The sequence below is a fragment of the Pseudomonas sp. MD330_10 genome, from assembly GCF_042610415.1.
Taxonomy (GTDB): domain Bacteria; phylum Pseudomonadota; class Gammaproteobacteria; order Pseudomonadales; family Pseudomonadaceae; genus Aquipseudomonas; species Aquipseudomonas rhodesiae.
Window position 1 is genome coordinate 317397 of the sequence record NZ_JBHGZU010000001.1, and the last position, 19454, is coordinate 336850.

Here is a 19454-nt window from a genome sequence, read left to right on the forward strand (position 1 = left end):
GTTACTTAGCTCGCCGCAGTCGGCTTGGCCACCGAGCACAGGCGGATGGAGTCGGCGAGGATCTCAATCGCCTTGGGCCGTGGGAAGCTGGCGCGCCAGGCGATGGCCACCGTGCGGAACGGCACCGGCGGTGTAAGCGGGCGTACTTCGATCACGCCGGGAGCGTAGTGATGGCTGTCCACCGCCGACAGCGGCAGGATCGAGATGCCCAGGCCCGAGGCGACCATGTGGCGGATGGTTTCCAGGGAGCTGGATTCCACGGTGGTGTGCTTGGCGCCGTCGTTGCCCTTGGTGAGGGTCGGGCAGGCTTCCAGCACCTGATCGCGGAAGCAGTGGCCTTCACCGAGCAGCAGCAGGCTCTTGTCGTTGAGCAGGGCAGCGTCGATGCTGGCTTTTTTGGTCCACGGGTGCGAGGCGGGCATCAGCACCTGGAACGGCTCGTCGTAGAGCGCCAGGGTGAGCACGTCCGCTTCGTTGAACGGCAGGGCGATGATGATCGCATCCAGCTCGCCGTTGCGCAGTTTGTCGCGCAGTACGTGGGTGAAGTTCTCTTCGATATACAACGGCATCTGCGGCGCGACGCGGTGCAGTTGCGGAATCAAGTGCGGGAACAGGTATGGGCCGACGGTGTAGATGGCCCCGACCTTGAGCGGCGCGGTCAGTTGGTTCTTGCCGGCCTGGGCCAGTTCGCGAATGCTTTGCGCCTGCTCCAGCACCTTTTGGGCCTGGGCGACGATGCCTTCGCCTACTGGCGTGAGGCGCACGGCGCTCTTGCTGCGCTCGAAAATCAGCACACCGAGTTCGTCTTCAAGCTTTTTCACGCCCACCGACAGCGTCGGCTGGCTGACATGGCAGCGCTCGGCCGCATGGCCAAAGTGTTGCTCTTGGGCGAGGGTCACGATGTAGCGTAATTCTGTAAGAGTCATAGCGGGCGTCCATGAGGTTGCGAGCCAAGCATACCGGCTGCAATCGATAGACGCACGTTATCAGAAGTTTGTTAGGGATTGAGTGGGAACTGCTGAGGATTTTGCTGAAAGTGACGAGGGTTGCCCCTCGCCACGCTCATGTTCAGCGACGACGTTTTTCGATGTTGTACACGAACGGTGCAACGATCTCGATGCTGCCGCTCTTGACCATATCGGCCGGCGGTTTGGGCAGCGGTTGGGCACGACGGATCATGTCCAGGGTGGCGCGGTCCAGGTCGGCGTTGCCGGAAAGGCCCACCAGCTCGTAGGACAGCACATTGCCTTCGGCATCGACCACGAACTTCAGGCGGTTCAGACCTTCCTTGCCTCGGGCCTGGGCGCCTGGCGGATACTTCTTGTACTTCTGCAAGTGGGCCAGCAACGTGCCTTCCCAAGACGCCTTGGCCGCCAGCTGTTGTGGCGACGGCCCTGGTGCAGGCTGTGCCGATTTCTGCGGTGGCGCTTGGGTCGGCGGCGTATCGCTCGGTGGCTCCTCGGAAGGTTTTTCCTTGGGCGGCTCGGGCTTTTTCTCCACCGGCTTGGGCGGCTGGGGTTTGGGCTTGGGCTTGACCGGCTTGGGCACCTGGATCGTCGGCTTGGGCGCTTCGGCCATTTTTGGCAGCGGCAGCTCTTCCACCGGGGCGGGCGGCTGCGGCGGTGTCACCACCTTCGGCGGGGCCGGAGGCGGTGGCGGTGCGGGAGCAGGCGCCAGGTCGATGACCATGGCAGCCGGCGGCAACTGCACCGTGCGCGGCGCCGACCAGTGGAGTGCGATGGCAATCGCGATGGCATGCACGCCCAGTACGACGGCGAGGCTGGTGCCATAACGCGTCAGTTTGTGGCGCGTCGTGATCATTTCTTGGCTGCCGTCTCAAGTCCAACCAGGCCAACTTTGAGGTAGCCGGCCGCCCGCAGGGCATCCATCACACTCATCAGATCGCCGTAGTCCACGCCTTTGTCGGCTTGGAAGAAGATCGTCGTGTCCTTCTTGCCTTGAGTCTTGGCGTCGAGCACCGGCCCCAGGGTTTCGGCTTTGACTTCTTCTTCGCCCAGGAACAGACGTTGATCTGCCTTGACGCTGAGGAAGATCGGTTTTTCCGGCCGTGGCGCCGGTTTGGCGCTGGAGGCGGGCAGGTCGACCTTGATGTCTACGGTGGCCAACGGTGCGGCCACCATGAAGATGATCAGCAGCACCAGCATCACGTCGATAAACGGGGTGACGTTGATTTCGTGGTTCTCGACGAGTTCGTCGTCGCCTTGATTCAAATGCAGGCCCATGGCCGATTACCCCACTTTCACCATGTGCGGTTGCGAGCTGCGCTCGGTAGGCAGGTGGTCGAGGTCGCGGCTGACCAGCAGCAGGACTTCCGCCGACGCGTCCGACACCTGGGCCTTGTAGCCGGCAATCGAGCGGGCGAAGACGTTGTAGATCACCACTGCCGGGATCGCTGCCACCAGACCCAAAGCAGTTGCCAGCAGGGCTTCGGCGATGCCGGGGGCAACCACGGCGAGGTTGGTGGTCTGGGTTTTGGCGATGCCGATAAAGCTGTTCATGATGCCCCATACGGTGCCGAACAGACCTACGAACGGTGCGGTGGAGCCGATGGTCGCCAGAACGCCGGTGCCGCTGCTCATGTTGCGGCCGCAGGCAGCCACCAGACGCTCAAGGCGGAAGGCGACACGCTCTTTGATGCCTTCTTTTTCGCGAGTGTTGGCCGACAGGCGCATCTCTTCCAGTGCATCGTGCACCAGGGTATTGGCCAGGGTGCCTTTCTTGGCTGCGCTTTCGCTGGCTTCCTTGAGGGTGGTGGCCTTTTTCAGATGGACGATTTCAGTACGCAGGCGACGCTTGGCGCCCAGCAGCTCGAAGCCTTTGGCGATCCAGATGGTCCAAGTGATGATCGAGGCTATGGCCAGGCCGATCATCACAGCTTTCACCACCACGTCAGCGTTCTGGTACATACCCCAGGGCGACAGGTCGTGGGCCATGCCCAAGGTGTTGTTCTCTTCCAGCACCACACCGGTGTCGTCCGCAGCCGGGGCGGCCGGGTCGGTGGCGACTGGCGCGGCAGGCGGTGCGGGCGGGGTGGCGGCATTCTGCTCGGCGGCAGCAGGTGTGGCGGGTGCGGTTGCATCGGCGAATGCGGCGGTCGGCGCCAGCAGAACGCTGAACAGCAGCGCAGCAATCGCGCGCCAGGCGCGGGAAGGGCTGTGAGGCTTGGTTGGCGAAGCGGGGGTTGTATTACGTGTCATGCTGGCCGGACCTGAGAGAAAGAATGAGTGATTGTCCTTCCAGACCCAGAGCAAGGGGCGAGGACAAATGGGTGGTCATTATTGCAAGTAATTCTTGTTAACAGAAGTAATACAGTAACTTTATTTGCCCTTTTTCTGGCCGTCGGTCAACTGAGAGGGCTAACCTAGACCTTTCAATACGGAGTTTTATGATGTCCGCGCCTTCTGTTGTGATTGTCGGATGTGGCGATGTGGGGAGTCGGTTAGCCAGCCAATTGCTTGCCTCGGAATGGGAGGTGTACGGCCTGCGGCGCGACATTTCGCGCTTGCCTGTCGGGGTGATCGGCATTGGCGGTGACCTGTTCAAAAAGGACTGCCCCGATACCTGGCCAATCGGCGGCGTGGATTACCTGGTGTATTGCGCCGCCGCTACCGATCACGATGAAGCTGGCTACCGCGCGGCTTACGTGCAGGGGCTGCAACATGTTCTGGAGTGGCTCGGCGATTACGGCCAGCAACCCAAACATCTGCTGTTTGTGTCCAGCAGCAGTGTGTATGGGCAGCAGAACGGTGAATGGGTCGACGAAACGTCCGAAACCCAGGCCAAAGGCTATTCCGGGCAGATCATGCTCGAAGCCGAGCAGGTTGCCTTGAACAGCGGCATTCCTGCCAGCATTGTGCGGTTAACCGGCATTTACGGCCCAGGCCGCGAATGGTTGCTGACCCAGGTGCGCCAAGGTTACCGGGTGGCGGTAGATCCACCGTTATATGGCAACCGGATCCACGCGGACGACGCAGCAGGCTTGCTCGCGTTTTTGCTGCGGCATGTGGAGCAGGGCGGTTCGCTGGATAAGGTCTATATCGGTGTGGACGACGCGCCGGCGCCGCTGGCCGAAGTGGTGGCCTGGCTGCGCGATTATCTGGGCGTGACAGAGTGGTCAGACGAGGCCAGTGTGCGGCGTGCGGGGAGCAAGCAATGCAGCAACGCGCGGATCAAGGCGCTGGGCTGGGTACCGACATACCCGACTTACCGGGAAGGCTACGCGGCGATCCTCAAGGGCTGAAACACGATCTGAAAAATGTGGGAGGGGCCTGCCCCTCTCACATTCAACTGCCTGCAAGGGTCGTTACTGTTTTTCCAACAGCCATTGGCGTGGGCCTGGCGTAAACGAAGGTACTTCGTCTGCCTGTGCCGTATTGACCGCCTGGAAAATTTCCAGCTGTTTGCCCTTGCGCATGAAAATCCAAGGGTTGCCCTGGCCATTGAGTTGCAGCCAGATGCTGTCGTAGCCGCCGCTCATAGAGGCGCAATCGCCTGCCAGGCACAGCGAATACCGGTCGACTTTGGGTAGGCCGACAACCTTGCCGTCGGCCTGGAACTGCACGATTGCGCCGTTGCCGAAGCCGTCGGTGATTTTCCAGTCGCCGCCCAGGTAGGCGGCATAGAGCGCTCGTTCGAAGTTGGCGCCCAATGGTGCGCCTTCCGGGGCTGGGTCTTTAGCACGGGCGAACAGTTGCTCGGGCTCGTTATCGTTGGCCACTTGCAGCAACTGCTTACCTTTGCGCTTGAGTTCGGTGGCGGAGCTGCCATAGAAGTCCACGCTCCAGGCGCCGGATTGTTGCCCGAGCAACTTGCCTTCGGCGACCTCAAAACCGTTGTAGTAACGGGCTTGAGATGCCTTGACGTTGACCTCCCATTCGAGGTTCGGGCCAAAGCTTTGCAGCGCTTCACGCAGAGGGCCGCCCTTGGCTGCCGCATCAATGGCGACCTGATTGATCCAAGTGCCGCTTACGTCTTGGTCGGCAGGGTTGCTGGCACAGCCGCCGAGCAACAGGGCGAGCAATGAAGAAGCTACAAGCGCTTTGCGCATCATGAAATCCTTTTAAAACGAGGTCGGCGCAGCCTGTGGGGGCTGCGCCGGGTGTTTTACTCGATCACCAGAATCGCGTCCATCTCAACCTGCGCGCCTTTTGGCAGGGCTGCCACGCCGATGGCGGCACGGGCTGGGTACGGCTGTTCGAAGTACTTGCCCATGATCTCGTTGACCTTGGCGAAGTGGCTCAGGTCGGTGAGGAAAATGTTCAGTTTGACGATGTCCTTGAACGAACCGCCGGCGGCTTCGGCCACGGACTTGAGGTTTTCGAAGACTTGCACGGTCTGGGCTTCGAAGCCTTCCACCAGTTCCATGGTTTTTGGGTCCAGAGGAATCTGGCCGGACATGTAGACGGTATTGCCTGCCTTGATTGCCTGGGAGTAAGTACCGATGGCGGCCGGGGCTTTGTCGCTGGTGATAACAGTCTTGGTCATGAATGACTCCTTGTAATAGGCAGTGGCGGGGTTGAAGAACTACGCACGCATGCGGGTAATGCGGATGACCCCGGTCAAGGCGCGCAGCTTCTTGATCACGCGGGCCAGGTGTACGCGGTCGTGTACGCTGACCACCAGTTGGACCACGCTGATGCGACCATCGCGTTCGTCCATGCTGATCTTTTCGATGTTGCCGTCGGCGGCGTTGACGCTGCTGGCCAGCAGGGCGATCAGGCCGCGCTGGTGCTCCAGCTCAACGCGCAGTTCGACGTTGAATTCGCCGGTGACATCCTTGGCCCACGAAAGCTGGATGCATTTTTCCGGGTTGTGCCGGATTTCGGAGATGTTGCGGCAGTTGTCCAGGTGCACCACCATGCCTTTGCCCGCGGACAGGTGGCCGACGATCGGATCGCCCGGGATCGGTGTGCAGCATTTGGCGTAGCTGAGCACCAGGCCCTCGGTGCCGCGAATCGCCAACGGGCCTTCGGGGCTCGGCAATTGCTCGCCCTCGCCCAGCAGGCGGCGGGCGACCACGTAGGCCATGCGGTTGCCCAGGCCGATATCTTCCAGCAGGTCTTCGATGGTTTCCTGGCGATATTCGTGAAGCATCGCCTGCACGCGTTCTTGGGGAATCTTGTCCAGGGCGCTGTCGAAACCGTTGAGTACCTTGTTCAGCAGGCGCTCGCCCAGGCTGACGGACTCGGAACGGCGCTGCAGTTTCAGGGCGTGGCGAATGTGTGTGCGGGCCTTGCCGGTGACCACGAAATTGAGCCAGGCCGGGTTCGGTCGTGCGCCCGGTGCGCTGACGATCTCCACGGTGGAACCGCTTTGCAGCGGCTCCGACAGTGGCGCCAGGCGCCGGTTGATGCGGCAGGCGATGCAGCTGTTGCCTACGTCGGTGTGTACCGCATAGGCAAAGTCGACCGCCGTGGAGCCCTTGGGCAGCTCCATGATCCGCCCCTTGGGCGTGAACACGTAGACCTCGTCCGGGAACAGGTCGATTTTCACGCTTTCGATAAATTCGAGGGAGTTGCCCGCGCGTTGCTGCATTTCCAGCACGCCTTTGACCCATTGGCGGGCGCGGGCATGGGTGCCTTTGGGCTGCTCGTCGCCACTGGATTTGTACAGCCAATGGGCGGCGATGCCGTTGTTGGCCATTTCTTCCATTTCACGGGTGCGGATCTGGATCTCGATCGGCACGCCATGCATCCCGAACAGCGTGGTATGCAGCGACTGATAGCCGTTGGCCTTGGGGATGGCGATGTAGTCCTTGAAGCGGCCGGGCAGGGGTTTGTACAGATTATGCACAGCGCCGAGCACGCGGTAGCAAGTGTCGACCTTGTCGACGATGATCCGGAACGCATACACGTCCATGATCTCGTTGAAGGCCCGACGCTTGCCGCGCATCTTTTTATAGATGCCGTAGATGTGCTTCTGCCGGCCACTGACCTCGCCTTCGATTTCGTCGATGGCCAGGCAATGGCTCAGCGACTCTTCGATCTTGTTGACGATTTCCTTGCGGTTGCCCCGGGCACGCTTGACCGCCTGGTAGATGCGCGCCGAGCGCATGGGATGCATCGCCTTGAAGCCGAGGTCTTCGAATTCGATGCGAATGGCGTGCATGCCCAGCCGGTTGGCGATGGGCGCATAGATTTCCAAGGTTTCCTTGGCGATGCGCCGGCGTTTTTCGCCGGACAGCACTTCCAGCGTGCGCATGTTGTGCAGCCGGTCGGCCAGTTTGACCAGGATCACGCGGATATCGCGGGCCATGGCCATGGCCATCTTCTGGAAGTTTTCCGCCTGGGCTTCGGCCTTGGTCTCGAAATTCATCTGGGTCAGTTTGCTGACCCCGTCGACCAGTTCGGCCACGGTTTCGCCGAATTGGGAGCTGAGAGCTTCCTTGGCGATTCCGGTGTCTTCGATCACGTCATGCAGCATCGCGGCCATCAGGCTCTGATGGTCCATGTGCATGTCGGCAAGAATATTAGCCACCGCAAGAGGATGGGTGACGTACGCCTCGCCACTGCGGCGGCGTTGGCCATCGTGGGCTTGTTCGGCGTAGAAATACGCTCGGCGGACCAGATTGACCTGGTCTGGGCCGAGGTAGGCCGATAAGCGATCGGCGAGGGCGTCTATGCTCGGCAAAGTGTGAACTCCTGCCGATGGCTTTGACCCCGCACCGTGCTACGTCGACCAGGCATAGGCTTAGACGGCCTCGTTGGACTCGTCCTCGAACGCTGCGAACAGCGGTTCGTCTTCAACGATTTCGGCGTTGGCGATGAACTCGTAGCTCATCAGGCCTTCAGCGATTTCACGCAGGGCGACAACGGTCGGCTTGTCGTTTTCCCACTGGACCAGAGGCTCTTTGCCGCCAGTGGCCAATTGACGGGCACGCTTGGTAGAGAGCATGACCAGCTCAAAGCGGTTATCCACGTGTTCTAGGCAGTCTTCAACGGTTACGCGGGCCATGGTATTCCTCGGAGCGAATGCAAGATGCGCGCTGCCCGGTTGGGCGAGCGGACTGAGCAGTTTAAAAAATCACCAGCGTTTAGGGAAGCGCTGATTTTTCGCGGAGCCTCGTCAAACCGCTGCAAGTGCCAATGTAAAGCCCTTGCAGCGGTTTTGGGAAGCGTCAATCAGCCGAGCAGTTCGGCCAGTAATTTGCCAAAGCGCTGTTGTTGGCGCTTTTGCTGGAGCTGATTGGCGCGGAAAATCGCCTTCAGGTCATCCAGCGCATGGGAAAAATCGTCGTTGATGATCAGGTAATCGTAGTCGACGTAGTGGCTCATTTCGCTGACGGCTTCACGCATGCGGCCATCGATGATCTCGTCGCTGTCCTGGCCACGGTTGGTCAGGCGTTGGTGCAGGGCTTGCAGCGAGGGCGGCAGGATAAAGATCGAGCGCGCATTGGGCATCAGCTTGCGCACCTGTTCGGCGCCCTGCCAGTCGATTTCCAGGATCAGGTCATGGCCTTCGTCCAGGGTCTGCTGCAAGTGGCTTTGCGAGGTTCCGTAGAGGTTGCCGAACACCTCGGCGCGTTCCAGGAAGTCGCCGTGCTCGATCATCTTCACGAACTCGGTGCGCTCGACGAAGTGATAGTGCACGCCGTTCACCTCACCCGGGCGCATGGCGCGGGTGGTGTGGGAGATCGAGATGCGGATCTGATCGTTGGTGTCGGTCAGGGCCTTGACCAGACTGCTCTTGCCCGCGCCCGAAGGGGCGGAAATGATGTACAGGGTGCCGGTGCTGTGGGTCATGGAGGTTGCCTTACTCAATATTCTGTACTTGTTCGCGCATCTGCTCGATCAACACTTTGAGGTTGACCGCCGCCTGGGTGCTGCGCGGATCGAAGGCCTTGGAGCCCAGTGTATTGGCTTCGCGGTTGAGTTCTTGCATCAGGAAATCAAGGCGCCGACCGGCGGCGCCGCCGGACTTGAGCACGCGGCGCACTTCGAGGATGTGGGTGCTGAGGCGATCGAGTTCTTCGGCGACGTCACTTTTCTGCGCCAGCAGCACCATTTCCTGCTCCAGCCGCGTCGGGTCGAGGTCGGCCTTCATATCGGCGAAACGGTCGAGCACCTTCTGGCGTTGGGTGGCCAGCATCTGCGGCACCAGCTCGCGCAGGATCGACACATCCTCTTCGATCGAGGTCAGGCGCTCGTTGATCAGACGGGCCAGCTCGGCACCTTCTCGCTCACGACCGGCCTTGAGTTCCTTCAGGCCTTGGTTGAACAAAGCGAGGGCTTCGGCATTCAGGGCCTGCGGGTCGATAGCGTCGGCTACCAGTACGCCCGGCCAGGCCAGCACTTCGAGAGGGTTGAGCGGCGCGGGGCGCTGGATCAGGTCGGCAATGGTTTCGGCGGCGGCGACCAGTTGCGCCGCGCGTTCGCGGTCGACCTGCAAGGGTTTGCCGGTGGTTTCTTCGGTAAAGCGCAGGGTGCATTCCAGCTTGCCGCGGGAAATGCCCTGACGCAGCGCTTCGCGCACGGCGCCTTCCAGGTCGCGGAACGACTCCGGCAGACGCAAGTGCGGCTCCAGGTAGCGGCTGTTGACCGAGCGCAATTCCCAGCTCAGGGTGCCCTGGACGCCGGCTTTTTCGACGCGGGCGAAGGCGGTCATGCTGTGCACCATGCGGGTACCTCGCGTTGCAGTCCCGCGATCACGGGCTGATGGGTAAATGAAGCAGGCAGGCTGCGAAGGCGCAGGATTGTAGCGCAGTGGGGCGAGTGCGCCCAAACAAAGGCCGACAGGCCGAGCATTCGTAACTGAATTTTTAGAAGTGCCCCGAAGCGGTTCGCGGCTCTATAATGCCCGGCAGTTTTCGTCCTCAGTACAGGTATCCCCTATGAAACGTCCAAGTGGTCGCGTTGCCGATCAGCTCCGCTCGATCCGCATCACCCGCAACTACACCAAACACGCCGAGGGATCCGTACTGGTCGAGTTTGGCGATACCAAGGTCATTTGCACCGTCAGCGTCGAAAATGGCGTGCCGCGTTTCCTCAAGGGGCAGGGTCAGGGTTGGTTGACCGCTGAATACGGCATGCTGCCTCGCGCCACCGGCGAGCGTAACCAGCGTGAGGCCAGCCGCGGCAAGCAAGGCGGTCGTACCTTGGAAATCCAGCGCCTGATCGGCCGCTCCCTGCGCGCCGCCCTGGACATGTCCAAGCTGGGCGACGTGACCCTGTATGTTGACTGCGATGTGATCCAGGCCGATGGCGGCACCCGTACCGCGTCCATCACCGGCGCCATGGTGGCCCTGGTCGACGCCTTGAAAGTGATCAAGAAGCGTGGCGGCCTCAAGGCCGGCGACCCGCTCAAGCAGATGATCGCCGCCGTGTCGGTCGGCATGTACCAGGGCGAGCCTGTGCTGGACCTGGACTACCTGGAAGACTCCGCCGCCGAGACCGACCTGAACGTCGTGATGACCAGCACCGGTGGTTTCATCGAAGTGCAGGGCACCGCCGAAGGCGCGCCATTCCAGCCGGCCGATCTGAACGCCATGCTGGCCTTGGCCCAGAAAGGCATGAGCGAAATTTTCGAACTGCAGAACGCCGCCCTGGCCGACTGAAAACCGCCTCAAGGAGAAGCGCCATGAATGACAGCCAAATGCCGGTACCTACGCCTTCCTACGAGGTTCGGCAGAGCGCAATGCTGTGCCATCTCGCGGCGTTTCTCGGGTTTGTGTTCCCTTTCGGCAGTGTCGTTGGGCCGCTGATTCTGTGGCAGATGAAAAAGGAAGTGGACCCGTTCATCGACGATCAGGGCAAGGAAGCCTTGAACTTCCAGATCACCGTGGCTATCGCCTGGTTGGTTTGTATCGTGCTGGCATTCGCCGTGATTGGTTTTTTCCTGATGACGGCCCTGGCGATTGCCACTGTGGTGCTGACCATCATTGGCGGCATCAAGGCCAACAAGGGGATCGCTTATCGCTATCCGCTGACCTGGCGTTTGGTTAAATAATGACCGCCCACAAAAAAACCGACAGCGATGTCGGTTTTTTTGTGCCTGGGAAAAGACCTCAGATGGTCAGCGTCCAGTCGTAGTCCACGATCAGCGGCGCGTGTTGCGAGAAGCGCGGCTGGCGCGGCAGGCGTGCGCTGCGAACGAATCGGCGCAGGCCTGGGGTCAGCAACTGGTAATCGAAACGCCAGCCCAGGTTGAGCATCTCGGCCTGTTCGTTGTCCGGCCACCAGCTGTACTGATCGCCTTCACGGCTGACTTCGCGCAGGGCATCGACGTAACCCATGTTGCCGACAATCTCGTCCATCCAGGCCCGTTCCGGCGCCAGGAAGCCTGGGGATTGCTGGCTGTCGCGCCAGTTCTTGATATCCAGCTTCTGTTGCGCCACGTACAGCGAGCCACAATAAATGTACTCGCGACGTTTGCGCCGCTGTTTATCCAGATAACGGGCGAAATCGTCCATTAGCTTGAACTTCTGGTTCAAGTCTTCATCGCCGTTCTGCCCTGATGGAAGCAGCAAGGTCGCGATGCTGACCTTGTCGAAATCGGCTTGCAGGTAGCGCCCGTAGCGGTCGGCTGTCTCGAAGCCGAGGCCGCTGATGACCGCCTTGGGTTGCAACCGCGAGTACAAAGCCACGCCACCTTGGGTGGGCACTTCGGCATCGCAGGCATAAAGGAAGTAGCCATCCAGTTGGAAGGCTGGGTCGTCCAGTTCAAAGGCGGAGGCGCGGGTGTCCTGCAGGCAGATGACGTCGGCATTCTGGGCTTGCAGCCAACTGAGCAAACCACGCTCGACTGCAGCCTGAATACCATTAACGTTCACACTGATGATCCGCATAAATGGCCCCAAAAATCGCGTGCGTGTATGATACACGCCGTCTACCTAATTAGCTAAATCCGTGGTATCTGAGGCTTTTTTCATGCAGGCGTATCAACGCGATTTCATTCGTTTTGCCATCGATCGCGGGGTTTTGCGCTTCGGTGAGTTCACCCTCAAGTCCGGGCGGACCAGCCCGTATTTCTTCAATGCCGGCCTGTTCAACTCCGGTTCGGCCCTGGCGCAGTTGGGCCGTTTCTACGCGGCAGCCATCGTTGAAAGCGGTATGTCCTTCGACGTGCTGTTTGGCCCCGCCTACAAAGGCATCCCTTTGGCCGCCGCTACGGCCGTGGCCCTGGCCGAGCATCATGGGCGCGATTTGCCTTGGTGCTTCAACCGTAAAGAAGCCAAGGCCCATGGCGAGGGCGGTAGTCTGGTCGGCGCGCCACTGACTGGCGATGTGTTGATCATCGATGATGTGATTACGGCCGGCACCGCGATCCGTGAAGTGATGCAGATCATCGCTTCCCAGGAAGGCGCTAAAGCGGCCGGCGTGCTGATTGCACTGAACCGCCAGGAACGCGGCAACGGTGAGTTGTCGGCGATCCAGGAAGTTGAGCGCGATTTCGGCATTCCGGTGGTGAGTATTGTGTCGTTGAACCAGGTGTTGCAGTTCCTGGAAGATGACCCGCAGCTCAAGCAGCACTTGCCTGCTGTACGTGCATACCGCGAGCAGTTTGGGGTCTGACACAGGCCCCTGCCACCTTGACTGGCAGTGCTTACAGGTCCCGCATAAAAAAGGCCCCCGTTCAATCGGATTGAACGGGGGCCTTTTTGTATTCAGCGCTTAGGGGCGCTTGCGGTTGCTGATCAGCGTGCCCATGCCGGTGTCGGTGAAGATCTCCAGCAATACCGCGTTCGGTACGCGGCCATCGATGATCAGCGAGCTGCCCACACCGCCCTGCACCGCTTCGAGGGCACAACGAATCTTCGGCAGCATGCCGCCGTAGATGGTGCCGTCGGCGATCAGATCGTCGACTTGTTGGGTGGTCAGGCCGGTCAACACTTTGCCCTGCTTGTCCATCAGGCCGGCGATATTGGTCAGCAGCATCAGCTTTTCAGCCTTCAATGCCTCGGCCACCTTGCCGGCCACCAGGTCGGCGTTGATGTTGTAGGACTCACCGTTGGCGCCCACGCCGATGGGCGCGATCACCGGGATGAAGTCGCCTTTTACCAGCAGGTTCAGTAGGTCGGTGTTGATATCGATCACTTCGCCCACTTGGCCGATATCGATGATTTCCGGCTGGGTCATTTCCGGCGTCTGACGGGTGACCGTCAGTTTTTTCGCGCGGATCAGCTCCGCGTCCTTGCCGGTCAGGCCGATGGCGCTGCCGCCGTGACGGTTGATCAGATTGACGATGTCTTTGTTTACCTGGCCGCCGAGGACCATCTCCACCACGTCCATGGTCTGCGCGTCAGTGACGCGCATGCCATCGATAAAATGACTCTCGATCGACAAACGCTTGAGCAGGTCGCCGATTTGCGGGCCGCCACCATGCACCACCACCGGGTTGATGCCCACGGCCTTCATCAGCACGATGTCGCGGGCAAAGCCGGTTTTCAGCTCGTCGCTTTCCATGGCATTGCCGCCGTACTTGATCACCAGCGTCTTGCCGACGTAGCGTCGAATATAAGGCAACGCTTCGGACAGGACCTTGGCGGTGTTGGCAGCGGCTTCGCGTTCGAGGGTCATTCAGGGCTCCGGTAAAAGATCAGAACGGTAATTGGAGATCAGGGGCAACACGTTTCAACTGGGCGTGGAACACGTCCTTGATGCGCTGCAACTCAGCCTCGGTATCCGCCTCGAAACGCAGCACCAACACCGGAGTGGTGTTGGATGCGCGAACCAGGCCCCAGCCTTTGGCGTAATCGACTCGCACACCATCAATGGACGTCAGGTTGGCGCCTTCACCCCATTGCGCATCGTGCAGTGCGTCAATGATGCTGAATTTGCTCTCCTCGGTCACATGGATATTGATCTCTGGCGTAGAAATATCGTTCGGGAAGGTCTGAAACAGCTCTTCGGCGGTGGATTCTTCCTTACTGAGGATCTCTAGCAGGCGCGCGGCGCTGTAAATGCCGTCGTCAAAGCCGAACCAGCGCTCCTTGAAGAACACGTGGCCGCTCATTTCGCCGGCCAGCAGGGCGCCGGTTTCCTTCATTTTCTTTTTGATCAACGAGTGACCGGTCTTCCACATTAGCGGGCGACCGCCGTATTCCTTGATCAGCGGCGTGAGGCGACGGGTGCACTTCACATCAAAGATGATCTCGGCGTTGGGGTTGCGCTTGACCACATCGCGAGCGAAGAGCATCAACAGGCGGTCGGCGAACACGTTCACGCCAGTGTTGGTGACCACCCCTACACGGTCGCCGTCGCCGTCGAAGGCCAGGCCGACGTCAGCTCCGGTTTCCTTGACCTTGGCGATCAGGTCCACCAGGTTTTCAGGCTTGCCCGGGTCCGGGTGATGGTTGGGGAAGTTGCCGTCCACGTCGCAGAACAGCGGGACGACTTCGCAATTCAGGGCTTCGAGCAGCTGTGGAGCGATTACACCGGCGGCGCCATTGCCGCAGTCCACCACCACTTTGAGGCGGCGGGCGAGTTTGACGTCGCGGGTGATTTCATCGGAGTAGCGCTGCAGGATGTCGACCTGGGTGATGCTGCCCTGGCCGCTGGTCAAGTCGTTGGTTTTGAGGCGGGTGTGCAGGGCCTGGATCTGTTCATTGGCCAGGGTGTCGCCGGCAATGACGATCTTGAAGCCGTTGTAGTCCGACGGGTTGTGGCTGCCGGTTAGCATCACGCCGGATTTGCCGGCCAGTACGTTGGCGGCGTAGTACAACGCCGGCGTTGGCACCAGGCCCACATCGCTGACATGGCAGCCGCTGTCGGCCAGGCCCTGGATCAGTTGCTCCACCAGTTCCGGGCCGGACAAGCGGCCATCGCGGCCGACGCATACATTCGGTTCGCCCTGCGCCAGGCTCTGCGCGCCGATGGCGCGGCCGATCCAGTAGGCGGTTTCGGCGGTAAGGGTCTTGGGGACCACACCACGAATGTCATAGGCGCGGAAAATGCTGTCGGGGAACGTCGGGGCTACTCGGGCTGCGGTACTCATCGCGGGGGGAAACTCCATCTGAAGGGGGCAAGGCTGGCCTAAATGGGGGGGGCCGGCAGGCTCAAGCTGAAGGGTATGACGGCGTTTTCGGCAGAGAGTTCGTGGTGCACAAATGCCATCGCGGCTCGCGTTCGGTCATTTTATTTGCGTAAGCCATTGATTTTAATGGATAAATATTTCCGATTAAATTCACGCATTCTTCATCCTGAAGAGCCTCGCTAGAAGCATTGAGCCGGACGTCAGTGTCCGGCCCGATTCAGCTTAGTCAGTGGCTGCCGGAATGCCCAAAACCGCCCGCGCCGCGTTGGGTTTCGTCGAATTCCTGTACCAGTTCGAAGTGCGCCTGCACCACGGGCACCAGCACCAGTTGGGCGATGCGCTCGCCAACGGCGATGTTGAAGGCGGTTTGCCCACGGTTCCAGCACGACACCATCAGCTCGCCTTGATAGTCCGAGTCGATCAGACCCACCAGATTGCCCAGCACGATGCCGTGCTTATGGCCCAGGCCGGAGCGCGGCAGGATCAGCGCGGCCAGGCCCGGGTCGCCTACGTAGATGGACAGGCCCGTGGGGATCAGCAGGGTCTGGCCTGGCTCGAGCACGGTGTCTTGCTTGAGCATGGCGCGCAGGTCCAGGCCGGCGGAACCCGGTGTGGCGTAGGCCGGCAGTGGGAAATCGGTGCCGAGGCGGGGGTCGAGAATCTTGGCTTGCAAAGCGTGCATGTAAATTAAACCTGGTTCAGCCGTTGGGCGATAAAAGAGATCAGTTGGCGGGCAATCTTGCCCTTGCTGGTCTGGGCGAAAAGGGTGGCGTGCAGCTGGCGGTCGATCACGCTGCAAGCGTTTTCCTCGCTGTTGAAGCCGATGCTCGGGTTGGCGACATCATTGGCAACGATCAAGTCGAGGTTTTTGTCTTTCAATTTGCGTGCGGCGTAGTCCAGCAGGTGCTCGGTTTCGGCAGCAAAGCCGACGCTGAACGGGCGGTCGGGACGCGTGGCGATGGTTGCCAGGATGTCCGGGTTGCGCACCATTTGCAGGAGCAGGCCGTCGCCGCTTGTAGGGTCTTTCTTGAGCTTTTGCGGGGCGACGACTTCCGGCCGGTAATCCGCCACCGCCGCCGAAGCGATAAACAGGTCGCACGGAATGGCTGCTTCACAAGCTGCAAGCATGTCGCGAGCGCTGACTACGTCGATTCGCGTGACGCGGTCCGGGGTCGGCAAATGCACCGGGCCGGTGATGAGCGTGACGCGTGCGCCTGCCTCAACCGCAGCTTCGGCCAGGGCGAAGCCCATTTTCCCTGAGCTATGGTTGGTGATGTAGCGGACCGGGTCGATGTTTTCCTGGGTCGGACCGGCGGTGATCAGTACGTGCTTGCCCGTCAGGGCCAGGTGCTGGAAACACTCGGCGGCGCATTGCGCCAGGTCAGTGGCTTCGAGCATACGGCCCAGGCCCACGTCGCCACAGGCCTGGCTGCCGGACGCGGGGCCGAACACTTTGAGGCCACGGTCTTGCAGGAGTCGGGTGTTGGCCTGGGTCGCCGGGTCGCGCCACATCGCCTGGTTCATGGCCGGGGCGATGGCAACGGTAGCGTCGGTGGCCAGTACCAAAGTGGTCAGCAGATCGTCGGCGATGCCTTGGGCCAGGCGGGCGATCAGATCGGCGGTGGCCGGGGCGATCAGCACCAGGTCGGCCCATTTCGCCAGCTCGATATGGCCCATGGCTGCTTCGGCGGCAGGGTCGAGCAGATCCAGGTGAACCGGGTGGCCGGACAGGGCCTGCATGGTGAGCGGGGTAATGAACTCACTGCCGCCGCGGGTCATGACCACGCGCACCTCGGCGCCCTGGTCGAGGAGCCTGCGAACCAACTCGGCGCTCTTGTAAGCGGCAATGCCGCCGCCGACGCCGAGAACGATGCGTTTCCGATACAGACGCTGCATTGGTTTGCCTTTCCAGTTCAGTGAAGCCAGTTCAGTGACGCCTGCGATGCCCCTCCCCAGGTGAAATCGCAGGCAAAAAAGAGGGCCTACGATAACACAGCGACCGCCACGCAACAGCGGCGCACATGCACAGGGAGGTGGGATGAGTATTCGCGATTGGCCGGCGGCAGAGCGGCCACGGGAGAAACTTTTGGAGTGGGGCGCGGCAAGTCTGTCCGACGCCGAGCTGCTGGCGATCTTCCTGCGTACAGGAGTGGCAGGCCGCAGCGCGGTGGACCTGGCGCGCCATCTGCTGACGCAGTTCGGCGGCTTACGGCCGTTGCTCGAGGCCAGCCAGACGTTGTTCAACCAGCAGTTGGGACTGGGGCCGGCGAAATTTGCGCAATTGCAGGCAGTACTGGAAATGTCCCGGCGGCATATGGCCGAACGCTTGCGCAAAGACTCCGTACTGGATAGCCCGGTGGTGGTGCGCGACTACCTAAAAGCGATGTTGCGGCATGAGCCTCACGAAATATTCGGCTGCTTGTTTCTCGACTCGCGGCACCGGGTGTTGGGTTTCGAGGCGTTGTCCCAGGGGACGATCGATGCCGCGATAGTTTATCCGCGACAAGTGGTCAAGCGCGCCCTGGCCTACAACGCGGCGGCGTTGATCCTATGTCATAACCACCCTTCCGGCAGCCTTGAGCCCAGTGCAGCTGATCGAAAATTGACCAAGCTGCTGCAAAAGGCGTTGGAGGTCGTGGATGTGCGGGTGCTGGACCACATCATCGTCGGCGACGGCGACCCGCTGTCGATGGCCGAGCATGGCTGGATGTGACCCCGCCCGGTGGGGGCCGGGGCTCAGGGCTTGACGCTGACCTTGGAGAAATCCTGGCGTCCGAATGGACTGACCTGATACCCCTCGACACCCTTGCGCGTCAGGGCGAAGGCGGTCGGGTGTGCCAGCGGTAGCCACAGCGCCTGTTGCTGGATCTGCGCCTGGGCCTGTTGATACAGCTTGCTGCGCACGCCTTGTTCACTGGTGGTCTTGCCGGCGCTGATCAGCTTGTCGAGCGTCGGGTCGCAGTAGCGCGCAAAGTTGGTGCCGGACTTCACCGCCGCGCAGGAAAACTGCGGCGTCAGGAAGTTGTCCGGGTCGCCGTTGTCGCCGGCCCAGCCCATAAACAGCAGGTCGTGCTCGCCGGCCTTGGCGCGGCGGATCAGCTCGCCCCACTCGATCACACGGATCTCGGCCTGGATGCCGACCTTGGCCAGGTCCGCCTGAAGCAATTGTGCGCCGAGGTTAGGGTTGGGATTCAGCAGGCTGCCGGTGGGGCGCGTCCAAATCGTGGTCTTGAAGCCGTCCTTGAGCCCCGCGCGGTCCAGCAGCGCTTTGGCTTTGGCGAGGTCCTGTGGATAACCCGGCAACTCCTTGGCAAAGCTCCAGGTGTTCGGCGGGTAAGGCCCGCTGGCGGCTTCGGCGGTGCTTTCGAATACGGCCTTGAGGTAGCTGGCCTTGTCGAATGCCAAGTTGATAGCCTGGCGCACTTCGGGCTTGTCCAGGGGTGGGTGCTGGCTGTTGATGGCCACGAAAGCGGTCATGAACGCAGCGGTTTTCTCCACTTTGAGAGCGGCATCCTTTTGGGCCTCGCCCACATCCAGAGGCTTGGGCGACAGGGCGATCTGGCATTCGTCGCGATGCAGCTTCTGTAGGCGCACATTGGCATCGGGGGTGATTGCGAAGATCAAGTTATCCACAGCCGGTTTGCCAGCGAAGTAATCTGGGTTGGCCTTGTAGCGAACCACGGCATCTTTTTGAAAGCGCACAAAAACGAAGGGGCCGGTGCCGATAGGGTGGCTGTTGAGTTTCTCCGGCGTGCCGGCCTTGAGCAGTTTGTCGGCGTACTCCGCTGGGTAGATAGACGCGAAGCCCATGCTCAGGGCCGAGAGAAATGTGGAGTCGGCGTGGTCCAGGGTGAAGCGCACCGTCAGTGGGTCGAGGGCGTCGATCTTCTTGATCAGCGTGGGCAATTGCAGGGATTGGGCATGGGGGAAGCCACTTTGAGCGATCTTATGCCAAGGGTTGGCCGGGTCGAGCATGCGTTCGAAGCTGAAGCGCACGTCTTCGGCCGTCAGCGTTCGGCTTGGGGTGAAATACTCGGTGCGGTGGAATTTTACGTTGGGGTGCAGTTTGAAGGTGTAGGTCAGGCCATCGGGCGAGACTTCCCAACTGTCGGCCAGGCTGGGCACGAGCTTGCCGCTGGTGGCGTCGTAGTCCACCAGACGGTTCATCAGCACATCGGCCGAGGCGTTGGTGGTGGTCAGCGAGTTGTACTGCACCACATCGAACCCCTCGGGGCTGGCCTCGGTGCAGACGCTCAAATTGCTGGCGGCAGAGGCCAGCGGCGTAATAAAGAGAGGGGCAAGCAAGAGCGGCAGGGCTGCGAGGCGCATATTAGGTTTCCTTTGCAGATCGTAGGCCCATCTGCGAGTGCAGTCTGGAAAAGTCCTACCGTAGAGGTCTGATCGATAAATGACTAGCCCATTTTTGCCTGTGCTTTTGCCGAAAATACTGTTTTGATGGCGCC

General features: G+C 60.9%; 20 protein-coding genes and 1 pseudogene. 5 read left to right on the forward strand and 16 right to left on the reverse strand.

The annotated features are described in order from the left end of the window. Positions 1-5: 5 nt before the first annotated feature. From ACFZPT_RS01405 to exbB, 4 genes are all read right to left on the reverse strand, one after another. Positions 6-926, reverse strand: coding sequence for a hydrogen peroxide-inducible genes activator (locus tag ACFZPT_RS01405; protein WP_034101490.1), 921 nt, complete (start codon positions 924-926; stop codon positions 6-8). Positions 927-1068: 142 nt separating this feature from the next. Further along, positions 1069-1821 (reverse strand): energy transducer TonB, encoded by a 753-nt coding sequence (locus tag ACFZPT_RS01410; RefSeq protein ID WP_034101489.1) that lies wholly within the window; start codon positions 1819-1821, stop codon positions 1069-1071. Further along, positions 1818-2243 carry a TonB system transport protein ExbD gene (gene exbD / locus ACFZPT_RS01415; RefSeq protein ID WP_003195519.1) on the reverse strand — a complete coding sequence of 142 codons (426 nt, stop codon included), beginning with the start codon at positions 2241-2243 and terminating at the stop codon, positions 1818-1820. The genes ACFZPT_RS01410 and exbD overlap by 4 nt, the downstream gene beginning before the upstream one ends. Before the next feature lie 6 nt (positions 2244-2249). Next, on the reverse strand, positions 2250-3218 hold the full coding sequence (gene exbB / locus ACFZPT_RS01420) for a tonB-system energizer ExbB (RefSeq protein ID WP_034101488.1): 969 nt from the start codon (positions 3216-3218) through the stop codon (positions 2250-2252). A 191-nt stretch (positions 3219-3409) separates the two neighbouring features. Here exbB and ACFZPT_RS01425 point away from each other — a divergent pair, with 191 nt between their 5' ends. Next, positions 3410-4261: an SDR family oxidoreductase gene (locus ACFZPT_RS01425; protein WP_034101487.1), complete on the forward strand. Its 852-nt coding sequence runs from the start codon at positions 3410-3412 to the stop codon at positions 4259-4261. 63 nt (positions 4262-4324) lie between these two features. Here ACFZPT_RS01425 and ACFZPT_RS01430 read toward each other — a convergent pair whose 3' ends face one another. The 6 genes from ACFZPT_RS01430 to ACFZPT_RS01455 form a co-directional block, all read right to left on the reverse strand. Next, positions 4325-5068 carry a hypothetical protein gene (locus tag ACFZPT_RS01430; protein WP_034101486.1) on the reverse strand — a complete coding sequence of 248 codons (744 nt, stop codon included), beginning with the start codon at positions 5066-5068 and terminating at the stop codon, positions 4325-4327. A 56-nt stretch (positions 5069-5124) separates the two neighbouring features. Beyond that, positions 5125-5505 carry a RidA family protein gene (locus tag ACFZPT_RS01435; protein ID WP_003176922.1) on the reverse strand — a complete coding sequence of 127 codons (381 nt, stop codon included), beginning with the start codon at positions 5503-5505 and terminating at the stop codon, positions 5125-5127. A gap of 39 nt (positions 5506-5544) precedes the next feature. Further along, positions 5545-7650 carry a bifunctional GTP diphosphokinase/guanosine-3',5'-bis pyrophosphate 3'-pyrophosphohydrolase gene (gene spoT / locus ACFZPT_RS01440; protein WP_034101485.1) on the reverse strand — a complete coding sequence of 702 codons (2106 nt, stop codon included), beginning with the start codon at positions 7648-7650 and terminating at the stop codon, positions 5545-5547. Positions 7651-7710: 60 nt separating this feature from the next. Further along, complete coding sequence (rpoZ, locus tag ACFZPT_RS01445) at positions 7711-7974, reverse strand: DNA-directed RNA polymerase subunit omega (protein ID WP_003176920.1); 264 nt, start codon at positions 7972-7974, stop codon at positions 7711-7713. A 167-nt stretch (positions 7975-8141) separates the two neighbouring features. Continuing rightward, positions 8142-8762: a guanylate kinase gene (gene gmk / locus ACFZPT_RS01450; protein WP_034139821.1), complete on the reverse strand. Its 621-nt coding sequence runs from the start codon at positions 8760-8762 to the stop codon at positions 8142-8144. Positions 8763-8772: 10 nt separating this feature from the next. Further along, on the reverse strand, positions 8773-9636 hold the full coding sequence (locus tag ACFZPT_RS01455; protein ID WP_034101483.1) for a YicC/YloC family endoribonuclease: 864 nt from the start codon (positions 9634-9636) through the stop codon (positions 8773-8775). A gap of 214 nt (positions 9637-9850) precedes the next feature. Between ACFZPT_RS01455 and rph the strand changes: the two genes are divergently transcribed. Both rph and ACFZPT_RS01465 read left to right on the forward strand, forming a co-directional pair. Continuing rightward, positions 9851-10573 carry a ribonuclease PH gene (rph, locus tag ACFZPT_RS01460; protein ID WP_034101482.1) on the forward strand — a complete coding sequence of 241 codons (723 nt, stop codon included), beginning with the start codon at positions 9851-9853 and terminating at the stop codon, positions 10571-10573. Positions 10574-10596: 23 nt separating this feature from the next. Continuing rightward, complete coding sequence (locus ACFZPT_RS01465) at positions 10597-10965, forward strand: DUF4870 domain-containing protein (RefSeq protein ID WP_034101481.1); 369 nt, start codon at positions 10597-10599, stop codon at positions 10963-10965. 58 nt (positions 10966-11023) lie between these two features. Here the strand turns inward: ACFZPT_RS01465 and ACFZPT_RS01470 are convergent, their stop codons facing one another. After that, entirely contained in the window at positions 11024-11803 is a 780-nt protein-coding gene (locus ACFZPT_RS01470; RefSeq protein WP_003195493.1) for an exodeoxyribonuclease III, read from the reverse strand. An 82-nt stretch (positions 11804-11885) separates the two neighbouring features. Between ACFZPT_RS01470 and pyrE the strand changes: the two genes are divergently transcribed. Beyond that, positions 11886-12530 (forward strand): orotate phosphoribosyltransferase, encoded by a 645-nt coding sequence (gene pyrE / locus ACFZPT_RS01475; RefSeq protein WP_034101480.1) that lies wholly within the window; start codon positions 11886-11888, stop codon positions 12528-12530. Between the two features lie 99 nt (positions 12531-12629). Here pyrE and argB read toward each other — a convergent pair whose 3' ends face one another. From argB to coaBC, 4 genes and pseudogenes are all read right to left on the reverse strand, one after another. Continuing rightward, positions 12630-13535 carry an acetylglutamate kinase gene (gene argB / locus ACFZPT_RS01480; protein WP_099312923.1) on the reverse strand — a complete coding sequence of 302 codons (906 nt, stop codon included), beginning with the start codon at positions 13533-13535 and terminating at the stop codon, positions 12630-12632. Positions 13536-13554: 19 nt separating this feature from the next. Then, positions 13555-14976, reverse strand: a pseudogene (locus tag ACFZPT_RS01485) (phosphomannomutase/phosphoglucomutase); the annotation flags it as partial. A 241-nt stretch (positions 14977-15217) separates the two neighbouring features. Continuing rightward, a complete protein-coding gene (gene dut, locus ACFZPT_RS01490; RefSeq protein ID WP_034101478.1) occupies positions 15218-15673 on the reverse strand; it encodes a dUTP diphosphatase in 456 nt (151 codons plus the stop codon). Positions 15674-15678: 5 nt separating this feature from the next. Next, entirely contained in the window at positions 15679-16887 is a 1209-nt protein-coding gene (gene coaBC, locus ACFZPT_RS01495; protein WP_034101477.1) for a bifunctional phosphopantothenoylcysteine decarboxylase/phosphopantothenate--cysteine ligase CoaBC, read from the reverse strand. A 142-nt stretch (positions 16888-17029) separates the two neighbouring features. Here coaBC and radC point away from each other — a divergent pair, with 142 nt between their 5' ends. Next, entirely contained in the window at positions 17030-17704 is a 675-nt protein-coding gene (radC, locus tag ACFZPT_RS01500; protein WP_034101476.1) for a DNA repair protein RadC, read from the forward strand. 23 nt (positions 17705-17727) lie between these two features. On the opposite strand, the gene ACFZPT_RS01505 is transcribed toward radC, so the two are convergent. Further along, positions 17728-19320, reverse strand: coding sequence for an ABC transporter substrate-binding protein (locus ACFZPT_RS01505; RefSeq protein ID WP_034101475.1), 1593 nt, complete (start codon positions 19318-19320; stop codon positions 17728-17730). Positions 19321-19454 lie beyond the last annotated feature (134 nt).